The organism is Nostoc sp. 'Peltigera membranacea cyanobiont' 213, from assembly GCF_002245975.1.
In the GTDB taxonomy this organism is placed as follows: Bacteria; Cyanobacteriota; Cyanobacteriia; order Cyanobacteriales; family Nostocaceae; genus Nostoc.
On the sequence record NZ_NOLI01000004.1, the window covers coordinates 55,224 to 69,996 of the forward strand.

General features: G+C 41.4%; 19 protein-coding genes. 12 read left to right on the plus strand and 7 right to left on the minus strand.

Annotation, left to right across the window (positions count from 1 at the left end; genetic code table 11):
- Window positions 1–88 precede the first annotated feature (88 nt).
- Both tcmP and CDG77_RS01985 read left to right on the plus strand, forming a co-directional pair.
- The gene (gene tcmP / locus CDG77_RS01980) at window positions 89–1,378 is read left to right on the plus strand and encodes a three-Cys-motif partner protein TcmP (RefSeq protein ID WP_190233887.1); all 1,290 of its coding nucleotides are present in this window, start codon (window positions 89–91) and stop codon (window positions 1,376–1,378) included.
- Between the two features lie 87 nt (window positions 1,379–1,465).
- On the plus strand, window positions 1,466–2,431 hold the full coding sequence (locus CDG77_RS01985) for an SPL family radical SAM protein (RefSeq protein ID WP_094327624.1): 966 nt from the start codon (window positions 1,466–1,468) through the stop codon (window positions 2,429–2,431).
- Window positions 2,432–2,485: 54 nt separating this feature from the next.
- Here CDG77_RS01985 and CDG77_RS01990 read toward each other — a convergent pair whose 3' ends face one another.
- The 3 genes from CDG77_RS01990 to CDG77_RS02000 all read right to left on the minus strand — a co-directional run bounded on the left by CDG77_RS01990 (window position 2,486) and on the right by CDG77_RS02000 (window position 5,426).
- The gene (locus tag CDG77_RS01990) at window positions 2,486–3,892 is read right to left on the minus strand and encodes an NAD(P)(+) transhydrogenase (Re/Si-specific) subunit beta (RefSeq protein ID WP_094327625.1); all 1,407 of its coding nucleotides are present in this window, start codon (window positions 3,890–3,892) and stop codon (window positions 2,486–2,488) included.
- A complete protein-coding gene (locus CDG77_RS01995) occupies window positions 3,889–4,182 on the minus strand; it encodes an NAD(P) transhydrogenase subunit alpha (RefSeq protein ID WP_094327626.1) in 294 nt (97 codons plus the stop codon). The genes CDG77_RS01990 and CDG77_RS01995 overlap by 4 nt, the downstream gene beginning before the upstream one ends.
- A gap of 71 nt (window positions 4,183–4,253) precedes the next feature.
- The gene (locus CDG77_RS02000) at window positions 4,254–5,426 is read right to left on the minus strand and encodes a Re/Si-specific NAD(P)(+) transhydrogenase subunit alpha (RefSeq protein ID WP_094327627.1); all 1,173 of its coding nucleotides are present in this window, start codon (window positions 5,424–5,426) and stop codon (window positions 4,254–4,256) included.
- 761 nt (window positions 5,427–6,187) lie between these two features.
- Between CDG77_RS02000 and CDG77_RS02005 the strand changes: the two genes are divergently transcribed.
- From CDG77_RS02005 to CDG77_RS02035, 7 genes are all read left to right on the plus strand, one after another.
- Window positions 6,188–6,700 carry a DUF2808 domain-containing protein gene (locus tag CDG77_RS02005; protein WP_094327628.1) on the plus strand — a complete coding sequence of 171 codons (513 nt, stop codon included), beginning with the start codon at window positions 6,188–6,190 and terminating at the stop codon, window positions 6,698–6,700.
- Between the two features lie 131 nt (window positions 6,701–6,831).
- Window positions 6,832–6,966, plus strand: coding sequence for a 50S ribosomal protein L34 (gene rpmH, locus CDG77_RS02010; RefSeq protein WP_094327629.1), 135 nt, complete (start codon window positions 6,832–6,834; stop codon window positions 6,964–6,966).
- 25 nt (window positions 6,967–6,991) lie between these two features.
- Entirely contained in the window at window positions 6,992–7,414 is a 423-nt protein-coding gene (gene rnpA, locus CDG77_RS02015) for a ribonuclease P protein component (protein ID WP_094327630.1), read from the plus strand.
- A complete protein-coding gene (locus CDG77_RS02020) occupies window positions 7,401–7,793 on the plus strand; it encodes a PH domain-containing protein (protein WP_094327631.1) in 393 nt (130 codons plus the stop codon). Before rnpA ends, CDG77_RS02020 begins: the two co-directional genes overlap by 14 nt.
- A 153-nt stretch (window positions 7,794–7,946) precedes the next feature.
- Window positions 7,947–9,101, plus strand: coding sequence for a membrane protein insertase YidC (gene yidC / locus CDG77_RS02025; protein WP_094327632.1), 1,155 nt, complete (start codon window positions 7,947–7,949; stop codon window positions 9,099–9,101).
- On the plus strand, window positions 9,098–9,628 hold the full coding sequence (locus CDG77_RS02030; protein ID WP_094327633.1) for a Jag family protein: 531 nt from the start codon (window positions 9,098–9,100) through the stop codon (window positions 9,626–9,628). The genes yidC and CDG77_RS02030 overlap by 4 nt, the downstream gene beginning before the upstream one ends.
- Before the next feature lie 140 nt (window positions 9,629–9,768).
- Window positions 9,769–10,287 carry a YceD family protein gene (locus CDG77_RS02035; protein WP_094327634.1) on the plus strand — a complete coding sequence of 173 codons (519 nt, stop codon included), beginning with the start codon at window positions 9,769–9,771 and terminating at the stop codon, window positions 10,285–10,287.
- A gap of 4 nt (window positions 10,288–10,291) precedes the next feature.
- Here the strand turns inward: CDG77_RS02035 and CDG77_RS36195 are convergent, their stop codons facing one another.
- The 3 genes from CDG77_RS36195 to CDG77_RS02045 are packed head-to-tail and all read right to left on the minus strand — an operon-like array spanning window position 10,292 to window position 11,126.
- Complete coding sequence (locus tag CDG77_RS36195) at window positions 10,292–10,447, minus strand: hypothetical protein (RefSeq protein WP_190233888.1); 156 nt, start codon at window positions 10,445–10,447, stop codon at window positions 10,292–10,294.
- A gap of 29 nt (window positions 10,448–10,476) precedes the next feature.
- Window positions 10,477–10,905 (minus strand): putative toxin-antitoxin system toxin component, PIN family, encoded by a 429-nt coding sequence (locus CDG77_RS02040; RefSeq protein WP_094327635.1) that lies wholly within the window; start codon window positions 10,903–10,905, stop codon window positions 10,477–10,479.
- Window positions 10,905–11,126: an AbrB/MazE/SpoVT family DNA-binding domain-containing protein gene (locus tag CDG77_RS02045; RefSeq protein WP_094327679.1), complete on the minus strand. Its 222-nt coding sequence runs from the start codon at window positions 11,124–11,126 to the stop codon at window positions 10,905–10,907. The genes CDG77_RS02040 and CDG77_RS02045 overlap by 1 nt, the downstream gene beginning before the upstream one ends.
- 124 nt (window positions 11,127–11,250) lie before the next feature.
- Here CDG77_RS02045 and CDG77_RS02050 point away from each other — a divergent pair, with 124 nt between their 5' ends.
- Window positions 11,251–11,406 (plus strand): hypothetical protein, encoded by a 156-nt coding sequence (locus CDG77_RS02050; RefSeq protein WP_223269689.1) that lies wholly within the window; start codon window positions 11,251–11,253, stop codon window positions 11,404–11,406.
- 379 nt (window positions 11,407–11,785) lie between these two features.
- Window positions 11,786–12,373 carry an SMI1/KNR4 family protein gene (locus CDG77_RS02055; protein ID WP_094327636.1) on the plus strand — a complete coding sequence of 196 codons (588 nt, stop codon included), beginning with the start codon at window positions 11,786–11,788 and terminating at the stop codon, window positions 12,371–12,373.
- A 70-nt stretch (window positions 12,374–12,443) separates the two neighbouring features.
- Here CDG77_RS02055 and CDG77_RS02060 read toward each other — a convergent pair whose 3' ends face one another.
- Window positions 12,444–13,142 (minus strand): HEAT repeat domain-containing protein, encoded by a 699-nt coding sequence (locus CDG77_RS02060; protein WP_094327637.1) that lies wholly within the window; start codon window positions 13,140–13,142, stop codon window positions 12,444–12,446.
- 64 nt (window positions 13,143–13,206) lie between these two features.
- Here CDG77_RS02060 and CDG77_RS02065 point away from each other — a divergent pair, with 64 nt between their 5' ends.
- Entirely contained in the window at window positions 13,207–14,718 is a 1,512-nt protein-coding gene (locus CDG77_RS02065) for an AAA family ATPase (protein ID WP_094327638.1), read from the plus strand.
- Window positions 14,719–14,773: the final 55 nt, after the last annotated feature.

Consider the following 14,773-nt stretch of genomic DNA (forward strand, 5'->3'; position numbering starts at 1 on the left):
GCTCTTTTTAGAGAACTTGGCGCGTGCGATCGCTTTTCAATCTACTTATTTTAGATTAGTATTGAATATTACTGTAGAGACAATCAACGTGAGCAAATCACAAGCAACTTGGAGTGCTGACGGAAGCCATATTCCTGATATAAATCCTCATACCAAAGCCAAGCATCAAATTCTTGAAACATATCTTGAAAATCTTATTTGCACACTTTATGGCAAAGGTAGACATGGACAAACAACGTTTACTTTTGTTGATGGATTTTGTGGAGGTGGTATGTATTATGACCAGGATAATAAAACAGAGTGGCAAGGCTCACCTCTTAGAATTATAGAAGCTATTCGCGCAGGCTATAAAAAATCAAAACGCCAGTATGATTTAAATGTTAAATTTATTTTTATAGATAATAAGCGAGAACATTTAGCTTGTCTTAAAAATTATTCCATGCCAAAAGCGGGTCTAGGCGAGTTAGTTAATGGGCAACCACATGAATTTAAAGGCGAAGTTGGAAAGTTAGTAGAAGAATGTGAATTTATATGTGGCGAATTTGAGAACTTGGTAAATGAAGTTATATTCAAAATCGATATTCGCAAAGGACACTCGTTCTTTTTTCTCGATCCCTTTGGATGGACTGATGTTTCTATGCAAAGTATTAGAAAAATTAATAACTTAAAGCGATCTGAAATACTTTATACATATATGATTAATTATATTAAAAGATTTGTTTGTGATAGGGATGGTAAAGATAAAGATACATTTAACAGAATCCTAGATGCAGAAGAATACTATCAATTTGATAATTTTAATACTTTTAATAGAATTGGAGGTCAATGTTATCTCAGAAATGAATCGATGAGATTATTTAGAGATAAGGGTAAAGCTAAATACGTATTTACTTTTTCAATGATTCCTAGAGGTGATGTTAGCGTTTTATATTATTTAATGCATCTTTCTCAAAAGCTTACGGCTTTAGAAGTAATAAAAGAAAGTTTTTGGCAAGAAAATAACTTAGATTATCAATATTATTTTGAATTGTATGGACATGGGTTCAGAACAGCAGATTTTTATGAAGAAAACCAAAAGGAATTAAAATTTGATATTACCAAAAATAGCGAATATTTCTGTTTAGAAAAATTAGATAGTCATTTGGGCAATATTATACGTAATAATCAAGACGGAATTATTTTTCATGAGCTTTGTCATCAAACGATGGAACGTAACCCAGCCAGTAAAGAGCATTATACAAGTTATATAAATCTCCTGAGAAATGAAAAAGAAATAGAGATTTGGAGAAATGGGGAAATAGTAAAAGGGCGTAAAGTTGATTTATATAAAAGTGATATAATAAAGCTAACTAAATATAAACAGCTTTTAATTTTTTAAAATGCTTTTTATTATATCTTAATAACCAAAATAAGGATTTGATAATTGTAATACTAATAATAAACTCTATAAATAAAAGTGTGCGCTATGTCTATTGTTAAAGGCGTTGAAAAAATTGTTAATCCTCTGCAACAGAGCGCTCTTAACAAAAAAGGGCTATGTGACTATGTGGTTAATGTAGCATCAGGGTGTTTGCATGGATGTACATTCTGTTATGTACCTTCTACGCCTGCAATTAGGACAAAGCAAGCACAATTGCATTCAAAAGGAGTAACCGATCCTCAAATGGATTGGGGACAGTATTTATTTGTTCGAGAAGAGATACCTGAGCAACTAGAAAAAATCCTTAGTCGTAAAAGGTCTTGGCGTGAAACACCAGCAGGAAAAGGCGTAGTATTAGTCTGTTCTGGTACTGATCCTTATCAAACTAAACAGACTGCAAATGTTACGCGGGGTGTTGTTGAGGCTTTATCGAGATATAAGAAAAAAATCCGAATTCTTACTCGTGGTCTGTTATGGGTAAATGATATTGATATTCTTAATCATACCAACGTGATCGTTGGTATGAGTTTACCATACCTAAATGATGAACTCAGTCGCCAGATTGAACCTCAAGCTCCTCCTCCCTCCGAACGTTATAAAGCAATGCTGGTAGGTCATAAAGCTGGGTGTAGAATGTATGTTGCAGTTGCTCCTACTCCTCCAAATATGACTTTAGATGATTTCAAAAGACATTTGGAAAAAATAATGTGTATCAATCCAGAGGTTATATTTTGGGAGCCTATTAACGCTCGCGGAAGTAATGGAAAACGTATGATAGCGGCAGGCTTGGATTTTACGGATTCCATAAGGCATAAAAAGTCATGGGCAGAATGCTTTAAAAGGCAATGGAATTACATTGAAACAGCCGCAAGAGAGGTTGGATGCGAGGATCGACTTCATATTTGGCCTGATCCTGAACTTAGAGGGCTTGTTGATGATGTCAAGCTGGATTATTGGTTGTATAAGCCAACAGTGGAAAAGTGGGATAGCTTGACATCCTTAAAAAAGTAGAGACGCGAAATTTCACGTCTCTACTTTTTGTGTTCTCTGTGCCTCTGCGGTTCGTTAAAGTTGCTTCACTTCCGAAACCAACTTCGACACCATATCCTTCGCACTACCAAAAAGCATCGTCGTTTTATCCTTGTAGAACAACTCATTATCTACACCGGCAAAACCCGTACTCATCCCGCGCTTAATTACAATTGTCTGCTTCGCCCGATCAACTTCCAAAATCGGCATACCATAAATCGGGCTATTTTTATCACTCCGCGCCGCCGGATTTACCACATCATTTGCCCCAATTACCAAAGCCACATCCGCTTGTTCAAACTGGGGATTAATATCATCCATATCGTACAACTGGGTATAAGGCACATTTGCTTCAGCCAGCAACACATTCATGTGCCCCGGCATTCTCCCAGCAACAGGGTGAATGGCATACTTGACATCAACACCCATTTTTTCTAACTGATCTGACAATTCCCGGACGCTATGTTGCGCTTGGGCAACTGCCATACCATAACCAGGTACAATTACCACAGAACGGGCATAACCCAACATCATCGCCCCTTCTTCAGGATCGATACTGCGGACAGTTTGATCGGTTGCACCACCACTAGCAGCAGCACCACTAGAACTAGAACCTGTACCAAAAGCGCTGAACAGCACACTAAATAACGAGCGGTTCATCGCCTTACACATAATTTCGGTGAGGATTAAGCCAGAGGCTCCTACCAAAGCACCAGCGATGATTAACATATTGTTCATCACCACGAACCCAGCTGCCGCCGCCGCCACACCTGACAACGAGTTCAACAGCGAGATTACCACTGGCATATCGCCGCCACCAATGGGGATGACGAACATCACGCCCAGCACCAATGAAACGCCAACCACTCCCAAGAATATAGGTAAGCTATCTGGTGTGATGATTAAATAGGCACTACCTACTATATAAGCACCCAAAAGCAAAAGGTTAAATGGTTGCTGGAATGGAAATGTAATTGGGGAACCGCTAATTAAACCTTGCAATTTGGCAAAGGCTAAAAAACTACCTGTGAAGGTAATACCACCGATTAACACATCCAATAGTATGGAAATGTTGACATCAAGGGGTATCGGCTGCGAACTATCTAATAATCGCGAGAATTCGGCAACAGCTACTAAAGCCGAAGCCGCACCGCCCAAACCGTTGAGTAAACCCACCATTTGGGGCATTTCGGTCATTTGGACTTTGTAGGCAACGATCGCACCAATTCCCGATCCAATCGCCAAGCCTAACAATATCATCTCGTAGTTCAACACATGCTGATCCAGCATTGTCGCTGCGATCGCTAGCAGCATCCCCACAGCCGCGACAAGATTACCGTTTCTCGCTGTAGCAGGCGATCCCAGCTTTTTCAAGCCCAGAATGAATAACGATGCAGCGACTAAGTACGTCAGCTGAATGCCAGTTGGTAAAAAGTCGCTCACGCCTTAATCTCCTTCTTCTTGAACATTTGCAACATTCTGTCTGTCACTAAAAATCCACCCACAACGTTGACTGTTGCCAATACCACAGCAATCAAACCAAGAATTACTGACACACTGGTGTCTCTTGCACCAGCAGCAACTATTGCCCCCAGTACCGAAATGCCAGAAATCGCGTTTGAGCCTGACATTAAGGGCGTGTGTAAAGTCGGTGGGATTTTGTTGATGACTTCAAAGCCGATAAAAGATGCCAACACAAATACAAACAAAGCAGCAAGTAATGCCTCTGTCATGAAAATCAAAACTCCTTTTATAAGTGGGAAGTGGGAATTGGGAATTGGTTATTCTCCTTGTCCCCTTGTCCCTAATTAACCGCCGATTGTTGAGTACTCAAAGCTTGTAGCGCATCCCGCACTCGTTGATTGCGAATTTCACCAGCGTGGGTAACGCAAGCTGCATCAACGATGTCGTCGCTAAAGTCTACTTGCAAAACTTTGTCTTTGATTAGCAATTGCATCAACGATGTTACGTTCTTGGCATACAATTGGCTGGCGTGAATTGGCATTGATGATGGGAGATTGATGGGGCCGATAATTGTTACACCGTTCCACACAATATCTTTGCCGGGTTCGGTACAGGCGCAGTTACCACCCTGATCGGCAGCCAAATCCACAATTACTGAACCTGGTTTCATTTGTGCCACCATTTCTTCTGTAACTAGCCGTGGTGCTTGTCTTCCAGGTACTTGAGCGGTGGTAATTACGACATCAGAATTTTTGACGTGTTCGGCGACAACTTCTTGGGTACGTTGTTTGCTAGCCTCAGAAATTTCCTTGGCGTAACCCCCAGCAGCAACGGTTTCTTCGTCTAATTTGACTTCAACGAATTTTGCCCCTAAGCTTTGCACTTCTTCTTTAACGGCGGGACGAATATCAAAGGCTTCTACTACTGCTCCCAAACGTCTGGCGGTGGCGATCGCTTGCAATCCGGCTACACCAGCGCCCATAATAAATACTTTCGCTGGTGCGATCGTCCCTGCGGCTGTGGTTAACATTGGGAAATATTTTGGTAATGCAGCTGCCGCAATTAATACTGCCTTGTAACCTGCTAATGAAGCTTGCGAGGACAAAGCATCCATACTTTGCGCCCTGGTAGTACGGGGGATCATCTCCATACTCAAAGCTGTGATTTTCCTATTTGCTAGTTGCTGCGCCACAATAGGATTTCCCAAAGGATTCAGGAAACTTACTAATACAGCCCCTTCCTTTAACAAATCAACTTCTGAGCGTCCATCTTCTCGTTCTTGCGGTGGGCTGACTTTTAAAAGAATATCTGTTTCGCCCCATAATTTGGCAGTATCGCTGATTATTGTAGCTCCTGCGGCTTCATAGTCAGTATCGCTGAAAAAAGATCGTTCTCCTGCACCTGTTTCTACCCAAACTTCCAAACCTTGCTTTACCAATCGAGCAACGGTGTCAGGAATTAATGCCACACGACGTTCGCAAACTTCAATTTCTTTAGCAACTGCTATTCTCATGAAATCTCCTGAAGATAAATACTTAATCTCTGCCAAGTAAGTGATTGTCCAGATGATGCGTGTCCCGCACTCATAGTACTTAGGCAGGAACATCAACCATGAATTTTACTTGTAGATTGAACCTTGAATCTTTCCTCTCCCACTCTTAGCTCTCCAGGCAAAGCCTCACTTTGCCGCTCGCAGATGTCATATTTTCAGATAGTTGCAAACAGGGTTACGTATTGCACATCCTAAGTTGATTCCCAAATTTTGCATCTTTATCTTTAGCTTGTTTTCGGGATTGAGAAATTTTGGTATTCCTTTCTTATAGAGTAATATTGACCGAATTTTTGAAGCTTGAGAATTTCCAAATCAAATTTTAATGATTACGAATTTCATTCCAACTTATCTTAATCAATTTATCTCAAGTTAACTGGCGATCGCTGATGGCATCCCTCAATTTTTATAACAAAACTCTCAAATTTAGATACACTTGTACATATTTAGAAACACAATCAAATCCCCACTGTATTTATATTTAGTTGAAAATTTGACCAACTTAGTCATCAAATCAGTACTCTGCAAGGGTAATGAAGTAAATTGGTTATTGGTTAAATTTACTACTAAGGAATTTTACTGTCGCCTAAACATCAGGGAGAATGGCACTTTTTGTTGTTACGGAACGTCAATTGTCAGGAAGTGAGTAGTAAACTTTAGTAACGAATACTAACACACAGTTATTTTAGATAACAGATTTATTTTTTGGTAGAGGAAGCTCAATTATGCGACGTTTACTTTCCGCTTTAGCCGTGACTAGCTGTTTAGTGACTGGATTTCCAGCCCTGACTTGGGCAGATAGCTTACCAGGATTTACACTCTTTAGCGGTGTTAAAGCCGACAATCAACTGCCCTTTCGGTTAGATTTTGGCGGACAAGCCAATGGTTGGGATCGTTACATATTAAAGATTCCAGCCAAAAGAATGAAATTGGCAGTTGGTCAATTTGCCATTACCTACCCCGATTATTACAAAGGAACTTTTGACCAGAAAGAAATTGAAGTCCGAGTCAAAGGTAAAGCAGTTCCACTTTCTGAGGTGAAGTGGGACAAAGAAGGTAAGCTGATTAATATTTATCCTCAAGAGCCCGTGCCAGCAGGTAGTGCAGTTGAGGTAGTCTTTTCTAACGTGAAAAACCCATCCTTCGGCGGAGTTTACTATTTTAATTGTCAAGTTCTCTCCCCTGGCGATGTACCACTACTGCGCTACCTGGGAACATGGATTTTGAGCATCAATTAAGACTGGGGAATGGTTACTGGAGACTGGGCAGATAAGGGAACAAGAGGAATAATCAATTCCCAATTCACTAAAAAAGGTGATACAGTTAGAGATTGTGAGTTTTTATAAAAATCACCTAAGAGGAGAAGAGTATGAAAAGAACACTAGGCGGCACTAGCCGTAAGAGAAAAAGAACCTCTGGTTTTCGCGCCAGGATGCGCACACCAGACGGTAGAAACGTGATTAGCGCTAGGAGAAGAAAGGGTCGTCACCGTTTGAGTGTTTAGGACATATTGAGCTAAAAGAGCATCTGTGGCTTTGCCTAAAGCAAATCGGCTAAAATCCCGCAAGGATTTCCAAGCAGTTTTCCGGGAAGGAATTCGGCGTAATGGCTCTTACTTAACATTGAGAGCCTTAAAGCCGTTGTGTTCAAGAAAACCTTCTTTGGACACTGCCACCCAGAGTACACAAGCGATTGACTCAGTAAATCTTGCCAGCACGCGAATTGGTATTTCCATAAGCACAAAAGTCAGTAAAAGGGCAGTGGTTCGCAACCGAATCAAACGGCAAATTACCTCTGCTTTATATAACTTGCTACCCAAATTATCACCAGGATGGCGGTTAGTGTTCATTGTCAAACCCACAGCAGCAGAATCTAAGTGCGTAAGCCCACAATTTCTGCAAGAATTAGAGCAGTTGTTGGCACAAGCTGAGGTGTTCGATGGGAATTCGTGAAGATGTTTATTATGAAGGTGGCCCCCATATTGGGGATTTAATTGTCAACCTGCTAATTGGGTTAACTGTCGTTGGAATACCATTAACAGTTGGAGCAATTGTTAGGGCATTGTGGCTGCGTTTCCGCATCACCGACCGCCGAGTTACCGTAATCGGAGGTTGGCAGGGGCGCGATCGCACTGACATAATTTACTCAGAAATTGTCAAAGTTGTTACCATCCCCCGTGGCATTGGTTTGTGGGGAGATATGGTACTAACCCTCAGAAATGGCAGTCGTCTCGAATTGCGTGCAATTCCCAAATTTCGGGAAGTCTATGACTACATTAATGAAAGAATTGCTGCGAAAAATCCCGAATATAGCGCTACTGCTAACAAGTGATCGAAGCAAGGGGAGGGAGAAGAACCAATGCTCAATTCCCAATGCCCTATTTGAATGTGCGGCTATCCGTAGCGAAGGGTAGTCGCACATAATTAATGATTTAGATAAATTAGATTCAGTCAGTTTACAGTACCTCAGGTTGAATTCAGAATAATGGATTTTGGTATCGGCTTTCTCTCGAACAACGTGATGCTGCCAATCATAGATTTCTTCTATGGTATATTTCCGAGCTACGGATTGGCGATCGTTGCTTTGACATTGATAGTCCGCTTCGCGCTCTATCCCCTGAGTGCTGGCTCAATTCGCAACATGCGGAAGATGCGAATTGTACAACCTCTAATGCAGAAGCGGATAGCAGAAGTTAAAGAGCGTTATAAGGATGAACCGCAAAAGCAGCAGGAGGAAATGGTCAATGTCCAAAAAGAATTTGGCAACCCCTTGGCAGGCTGTTTTCCATTACTAGTACAAATGCCGGTCTTATTAGCGCTGTTTGCTACTTTGCGGGGTTCGCCTTTTGCAAGTGCGAACTACAGCGTTAACTTGCAAATCCTTCCCGCAGAACAAATCGAGCAAATTCAACCGCAAGCCTTTGCTACTGCTCCTCAAAATATTTATGTTGCGGATGGGGAACACGTTAAAGTAGCTGCAATCCTTCCCAGTGGCAGCAAACTGGCCGTTGGAGAACACACTAAGATCCAATATCAGACAGTTGAGGGCAAACCCTTTCAGGTACTTTTAGCAGAACACCCAGAAAATAAGCTAGTTCCTGATTGGAAAGTCACCAAAGGGGAAGAGCGGATAAAAATTGATGCTGATGGCAATGTAGAAGCCTTGCAACCGGGAGAAGTTAGCATTCAAGGAACAATTCCTGGACTAGCAGCAGAAAAAGGTTTTCTATTCATTGATGCTTTAGGCAGGGTTGGCGCACAAGATCCTGATGGCACAATCCACTGGGATATTGTCGCCATGATTGTCTTCTTTGGAATCAGCCTTTATGTTAGCCAAATGCTTTCTGGGCAAAATTCCAGTGGTGGTAATCCCCAGCAGGATACTGTTAACAAAATCACTCCAGTCATCTTCTCTGGGATGTTTTTGTTCTTTCCCCTACCAGCCGGGGTGCTGATGTATATGGTGATTGGTAATATTTTTCAAACCGCACAAACTTATCTTCTTTCCCGCGAACCTCTATCAGAAGAACTGCAAAAAATTGTAGAAACCCAGGAGAAAGAAGCAACAACATCTACTGGACAAAAAGCATTGCCATTTGAACCGAAAAGTTCTAAGAAAAAGGCCACAGGGGGATCATGAATAACATTTCGATGCAGCGAGGGCAGCAGTGGTTAAAAACCCTGCTGGAACTCACTGGAGTACCTGCTGAGATTCAGGGTCATTTAGAAACGGCCCAATCTCAAGAAGGCGATTCCCCAGAACCAGATAATTACTGGTTGACAATCGAGCAAACTAATTTGACGACAGAGCAAATTCAGGTATTAATTGGTACTGATGGTTCTGTGCTAGATGCGATTCAGTATCTAACTAATTCGGTTTTAAACCTGAGCCAACCCCCAGAGGAACAAGCCTCTTACACTATTGAGTTGAATGGCTACCGAGTCAAAAGGGAAGCCGAAATTCGCGCACTAGCAGAAGCAGCAGCCGATGAAGTGCGCTTTTCTGGTAGAGAAGTAGAAATCAAATCTCTAAGCTCTGCTGAAAGGCGACAAATCCATACCTTCTTGAAGGAATTTGGAGATTTGGAAACCTTCAGTCGCGGCAAAGAGCCACATCGTCATCTGGTTGTGCAGCCAGCTTCGTTGGAAGAAGAGAGACGCGATTAATCGCGTCTGTACAAGGGTTAATTGAAAGCTCAATATAATTTCAAAATTTCTCTTGTTCCTAAAAGCTAAAATAAAGATGTAGTATCAGTATTATTGCTGATAATGACCATTAATTTTCGTGAGGATGTCTCACAAATCCTATGGACGCAATTTATATTCCGCAGCTAACGAAAGCCCCGGAGCGGACAGAGGAAGTTCAAGTTGAGGAATTTCTGCCTGGTCTGGAAACGTTGACACCAGTTCGCGGTCATGTGCGCGTGCAGCATAATGGCACTTACTTGGAAGTGTCCGCTCAGGCAGAAACAATTATTACTTGTACCTGCAATCGCTGCTTACAGCAATACAATCGCCGCTTAGGGCTTGATACCAAAGAAATCATCTGGTTAGATGAAGCTGCAAATCAAGTAAATGACTTGCCCTTAGAGCGGGAAGTGGTTATGGAAGAGTTGCTTGAAACCCTTCCACCCGATGGTTATTTTTCTCCTAACGAATGGCTGTATGAGCAGATGTGTTTAGCAGTACCTCTGCGCCAGCTGTGCAGTAGGAATTGTCCAGGTATTCCTGTAATTAGTACTGTTGAGAGTTCTGATAGTTCTGAAACTCCAGTTGATAACCGTTGGGCTTCTCTGGAAGCACTGAAAAAGCAACTTCCGGGCTAATAGCTTATTGCTTATGCCTAAAATTCTGTGATTTCCCGCCCGTGCGATAGCTTTCGGGAATAATTAACTCGACAGAGACAGCATGGGTGGTAAATATTAAGAGGCTTGTAAGATGCGATCGCAGAAGTTTTCGGTCTACTATTGTATCTCGGCTCGACATTACACTTTTACAAGGCATCACCGGAAAAATTAGGGTGACTGACCATCAATAACATTTAGAAAATCTTCAGCCGTGATAATTGGGCAAGAAAAATTATCTTTTAGACTGAGTAAATCGCGATCGCCGGTCATGAGATAATCAGCCTCACTGACCACAGCCAAAAGTAAAAAAGGCACATCAAACGGATCGCGACATTTAGGAATTACAGGCAAGCGGCCGGGCATCGCTACAGCTTCACAAAAGAGTATGTAATCCGATAGTAAATCTTCTTGCTCAGTTGGCGTGAGCTTAAACTTTGGATAAGCCAGCACTCGGATTAACTCAGTTGTTGTCGCTTTAGAAACCAGCACAGTGAAGAGATCGTCCTGCCATGCCAAACGAAGCCTAGATACTCTGCCCCCAAATATCAGCGCCGAGATAATGATATTAGTATCAATTACCACCCGTGGACAAACCATTACGATTGACGCGCCCAAGCCACTGCATCAGCCACATCCTGCTCACTCAGTCCTAAATCCGCCAGCTTAGATCGAACCGCATCAGCCCGATGAATTTTTACAGGAGTCAGAATAATTTGCCCTCCCTCCACCTTTACCTCAAAATACTCAGCCTCACCGATTTCACGAGTAATACTTTTAGGCAGCGTTAGTTGATTTTTAGAAGTTAACTTGGCGAGCATGACTTGCCTCCTAGCCTTTGCTATCAAATGTAAGGATTCCTTACTTGAGTATATACATCTTACCTTACTAAATCTAAAACCTTCCCAGGTTTGGTAACAGAACATTAAGAGCATCTTAACCAAGGTGATTTCCCGCCCGTGCGTAGTTTACCGCCGTAGGCATCGCAATTGTCCAGGTATTCCTATAAGTAGTACAGTTGATAATTCCGATATTCCTGAAACTCCAGTTGATAACCGTTGGGCTTCTCTGGAAGGTTTGAAAAAGCAACTTCCAGGGTAATAATTTGATAATTACGTCAGACTGAAGTCTGCGGCTACACGAACTAAGCCTGTCTACACAGGCTTATTGTTTTGTATTTTATTAAATACTTTTGGTAAGATTTGATAGTCATATTTCTATCTAAAAGATAGCCAAAATTGTTGTATTTTATCAATTACTAAAACTAAGTTAATCAGAATGTTCATAAGTTCTTGCTTCAACTAATATTAAATAATCTCCTCTTCAAGAATTATAAGAAATATTCATTATTTTAAATTACTAATTTTTTAATTTTATAATTAAGCAAACAATGTTTAACATAAAAATTTATCAGTTAATACTATTAAAGCTTCTTTTGTTAAACTAGTGATCAGTTAACTTTCAATAAAAAAATTACATAATGAAGACTTTTGACTGGGAAAGTCGTATTAGAGAATGGAGCCGTCAGCGAATAGAAGCGCTCGAAGAGTATGAGCAGGAAGAGTTGTCTCCAGAAGTTATTGAATATGGATCTTTAGGCTATCCAGGTGCAACTGAAGAGCAAATCTCTGCTGAGGAAGCTAGATTAGGTGTAACCTTTCCGCCTTCTTACAGAGAGTTTCTCAAAGTTTCCAATGGGTTGCATTCTACTTCAGAGTATGGCATCAAATTTTCTTCAGTTGAAGAAATTCAGTGGTATATTTTAGGCAAAGAAATCTCTATAGATGATTTGATAGAACTGCACCAGCATTTGGAACCAGTACCAGATGAAGAATACTTTATTTACGGTGATGAGCAATCTTATAGTCGCGTAGAACATCTACAAACGTGTCTAGAAATTAGTACTGAAGACTATCCGATGATTTTTTTACTTAATCCTCAAGTTATTACAAGTGATGGTGAGTGGGAAGCTTGGTATTATGATTCTAAATATGGAGACGCACAAAGATATCCATCTTTTGGTCAAATGATGGAAGAAATATTAAACGATCCAGAATTTTTAGGATAAACTACGCGAAACCCAACCCCCTGAACCACAAGAGGAGAAGTTTTTCAGATATCGTGAAAAGTCAGACCGATTATTCAGTTTGGTTATTTTCTTCTTTCATTTGTTCTAACAATAGACGAAATGAAGAATTCGAAGTATAGCCATTTATATTTATTCCTCTTGCTTTTAACGTCTGCAATAGTTTCGAACGAATATAAAATTCTGCTGTTTTGCCTATATGAATTAAAGCGTCAATTATCTCTTTATTCCAGTTACCAAGTTTTGTAAAAGCGTCAACGGATAAGTAGTGAGTATATTCATCGGAACTTTTATAGATTAAATCAATTAGAGCATTCACAGCCTCTCTATTACCTTTTGCAATAAATCCTAAACTATAAGCAACATACTGCTGAGTATGTTCTTCTTCAGTTATTTGTGCCAAACTTATTAGACTAGTAATTGCATATTGATTACCAACAGCAATTTTTGCCAAATTCTGAGCTGCTATCCTGCGGGTAGGTATACGAGCAGTGTTGATTTGCTCAATCAGAGTTTGGATAACATCATTATTATCAGTACCAATTTCGCTCAAACTTTGAATTACTGCCCAGCGTGTTGGTTCATCAATTGTGGTACGTACTACATGAATCAAGGCAGCTATTACATCCGGGTTATTAGCACCAATAAATCCCAAATGTTTAGCAGTCTGTTTGAGAATAGCGTTATCTTGACTTGTGCATAGTTGCTGAACGAGAAAAGCAATATTGTATTGTTCTTGCTGGTTACTCATTGGCTTTCTGAACCAAGAAAGTTGTACATTGCGTTCAAGAGAAACTAACCAATAACAGCTAAATATGAACTTCCGTGAAGAGTTTAAATTGCTGCTACGTGCCCGCTACCCTTTGATTTATATTCCCACTTATGAGGAAGAACGGGTAGAAGCAGCAATCCGGGAAGAAGCAACTAACCAGGGTAATCGCCCGGTGTATACTTGGGATTTTGTCGATGGCTACCAGGGAAACCCTAATGATGTTGGGTTTGGACGACGTAACCCGTTGCAAGCTTTAGAATTTATCGAAAAATTACCAGCTTCCGCACCTGCGGTATTGATTTTACGAGATTATCATCGCTTTTTAGATGATGTAGCGATCGCACGCAAACTCCGCAATCTGTCCCGACTCCTCAAGTCGCAACCAAAAAATATTGTACTACTGTCACCACGCATCGCTATTCCTGACGATTTAACCGAAGTTCTGACAGTCGTCGAGTTTCCCTTACCCGCCGCCCCAGAAATTAAAACTGAGGTAGAACGCTTACTACAAAGTACTGGTAACTCACTTTCTGGCCAAGTTTTAGATGACTTGGTGCGTTCTTGTCAAGGGCTTTCAATGGAAAGGATTCGTCGGGTTTTGGCAAAAGCGATCGCTACCCACGGCGAATTGCAGCCAGAAGACGTGGATCTCGTTTTGGAAGAAAAGCGCCAAACTATCCGCCAAACCCAAATCCTGGACTTCTACCCCGCCACTGAGCAAATTTCTGATATCGGCGGATTGGATAACTTGAAAGACTGGCTGATCCGTCGGGGAGGCTCATTTACAGATAAAGCCCGACAGTACGGATTACCGCACCCGCGTGGTTTAATGTTGGTGGGTATTCAGGGAACTGGTAAATCTTTAACAGCAAAAGCGATCGCTCATCACTGGCATTTACCCTTACTACGTCTGGATGTGGGCAGGTTATTTGGTGGTTTGGTGGGTGAGTCAGAATCTCGGACTCGGCAAATGATCCAAGTAGCCGAAGCCCTCGCTCCCTGTATTTTGTGGATTGATGAAATAGATAAAGCCTTTGCTGGAGTTGGTAGCAAAGGTGATGCCGGAACAGCCAGCCGGGTGTTTGGTACTTTTATCAACTGGCTAGCCGAAAAAAGCTCACCCGTGTTTGTCGTCGCCACCGCCAACGATATCCAAGCTTTACCCCCGGAAATGCTGCGTAAAGGACGATTTGATGAAATTTTCTTTGTGGGATTGCCCACCCAAGAAGAGAGAAAAGCAATTTATGATGTTCATTTATCCCGATTGCGCCCCCATAACTTGAAAAGTTATGACATTGAAAGGTTAGCTTATGAAACGCCCGATTTTTCTGGGGCAGAGATTGAGCAAACTTTAATTGAAGCGATGCATATTGGATTTAGCCAAAACCGCGACTTTGCTACCGACGATATTTTAGAAGCAGCTAGTCAAATTATCCCGTTGGCGCGAACTGCCGTAGAGCAAATTCAGCAACTCCAAGAATGGGCGGCGGCTGGGAGAGCGCGTTTAGCATCGAAACACAATCCTTTAAGCGATCGCCTCCGGCGCACTACGTGAACGCTTCAACAGTGGCTACAATAATTGATTAGTTAATAATTGCTAGTTAATAGCC

Excerpts from the sequence above, each read along its gene's own strand:
- CDG77_RS02065 (WP_094327638.1), top strand. The coding sequence starts at position 13,207 with ATGAACTTCCGTGAAGAGTTTAAATTGCTGCTACGTGCCCGCTACCCT.
- CDG77_RS02005 (WP_094327628.1), top strand. The coding sequence starts at position 6,188 with ATGCGACGTTTACTTTCCGCTTTAGCCGTGACTAGCTGTTTAGTGACT.
- CDG77_RS02060 (WP_094327637.1), bottom strand. The coding sequence starts at position 13,142 with ATGAGTAACCAGCAAGAACAATACAATATTGCTTTTCTCGTTCAGCAA.
- CDG77_RS02045 (WP_094327679.1), bottom strand. The coding sequence starts at position 11,126 with ATGCTCGCCAAGTTAACTTCTAAAAATCAACTAACGCTGCCTAAAAGT.
- CDG77_RS02030 (WP_094327633.1), top strand. The coding sequence starts at position 9,098 with ATGAATAACATTTCGATGCAGCGAGGGCAGCAGTGGTTAAAAACCCTG.
- CDG77_RS02020 (WP_094327631.1), top strand. The coding sequence starts at position 7,401 with ATGGGAATTCGTGAAGATGTTTATTATGAAGGTGGCCCCCATATTGGG.
- yidC (WP_094327632.1), top strand. The coding sequence starts at position 7,947 with ATGGATTTTGGTATCGGCTTTCTCTCGAACAACGTGATGCTGCCAATC.
- CDG77_RS02035 (WP_094327634.1), top strand. The coding sequence starts at position 9,769 with ATGGACGCAATTTATATTCCGCAGCTAACGAAAGCCCCGGAGCGGACA.
- CDG77_RS01995 (WP_094327626.1), bottom strand. The coding sequence starts at position 4,182 with ATGACAGAGGCATTACTTGCTGCTTTGTTTGTATTTGTGTTGGCATCT.
- CDG77_RS02040 (WP_094327635.1), bottom strand. The coding sequence starts at position 10,905 with ATGGTTTGTCCACGGGTGGTAATTGATACTAATATCATTATCTCGGCG.
- CDG77_RS01985 (WP_094327624.1), top strand. The coding sequence starts at position 1,466 with ATGTCTATTGTTAAAGGCGTTGAAAAAATTGTTAATCCTCTGCAACAG.
- rpmH (WP_094327629.1), top strand. The coding sequence starts at position 6,832 with ATGAAAAGAACACTAGGCGGCACTAGCCGTAAGAGAAAAAGAACCTCT.
- CDG77_RS02000 (WP_094327627.1), bottom strand. The coding sequence starts at position 5,426 with ATGAGAATAGCAGTTGCTAAAGAAATTGAAGTTTGCGAACGTCGTGTG.
- CDG77_RS02055 (WP_094327636.1), top strand. The coding sequence starts at position 11,786 with ATGAAGACTTTTGACTGGGAAAGTCGTATTAGAGAATGGAGCCGTCAG.
- CDG77_RS36195 (WP_190233888.1), bottom strand. The coding sequence starts at position 10,447 with ATGTCGAGCCGAGATACAATAGTAGACCGAAAACTTCTGCGATCGCAT.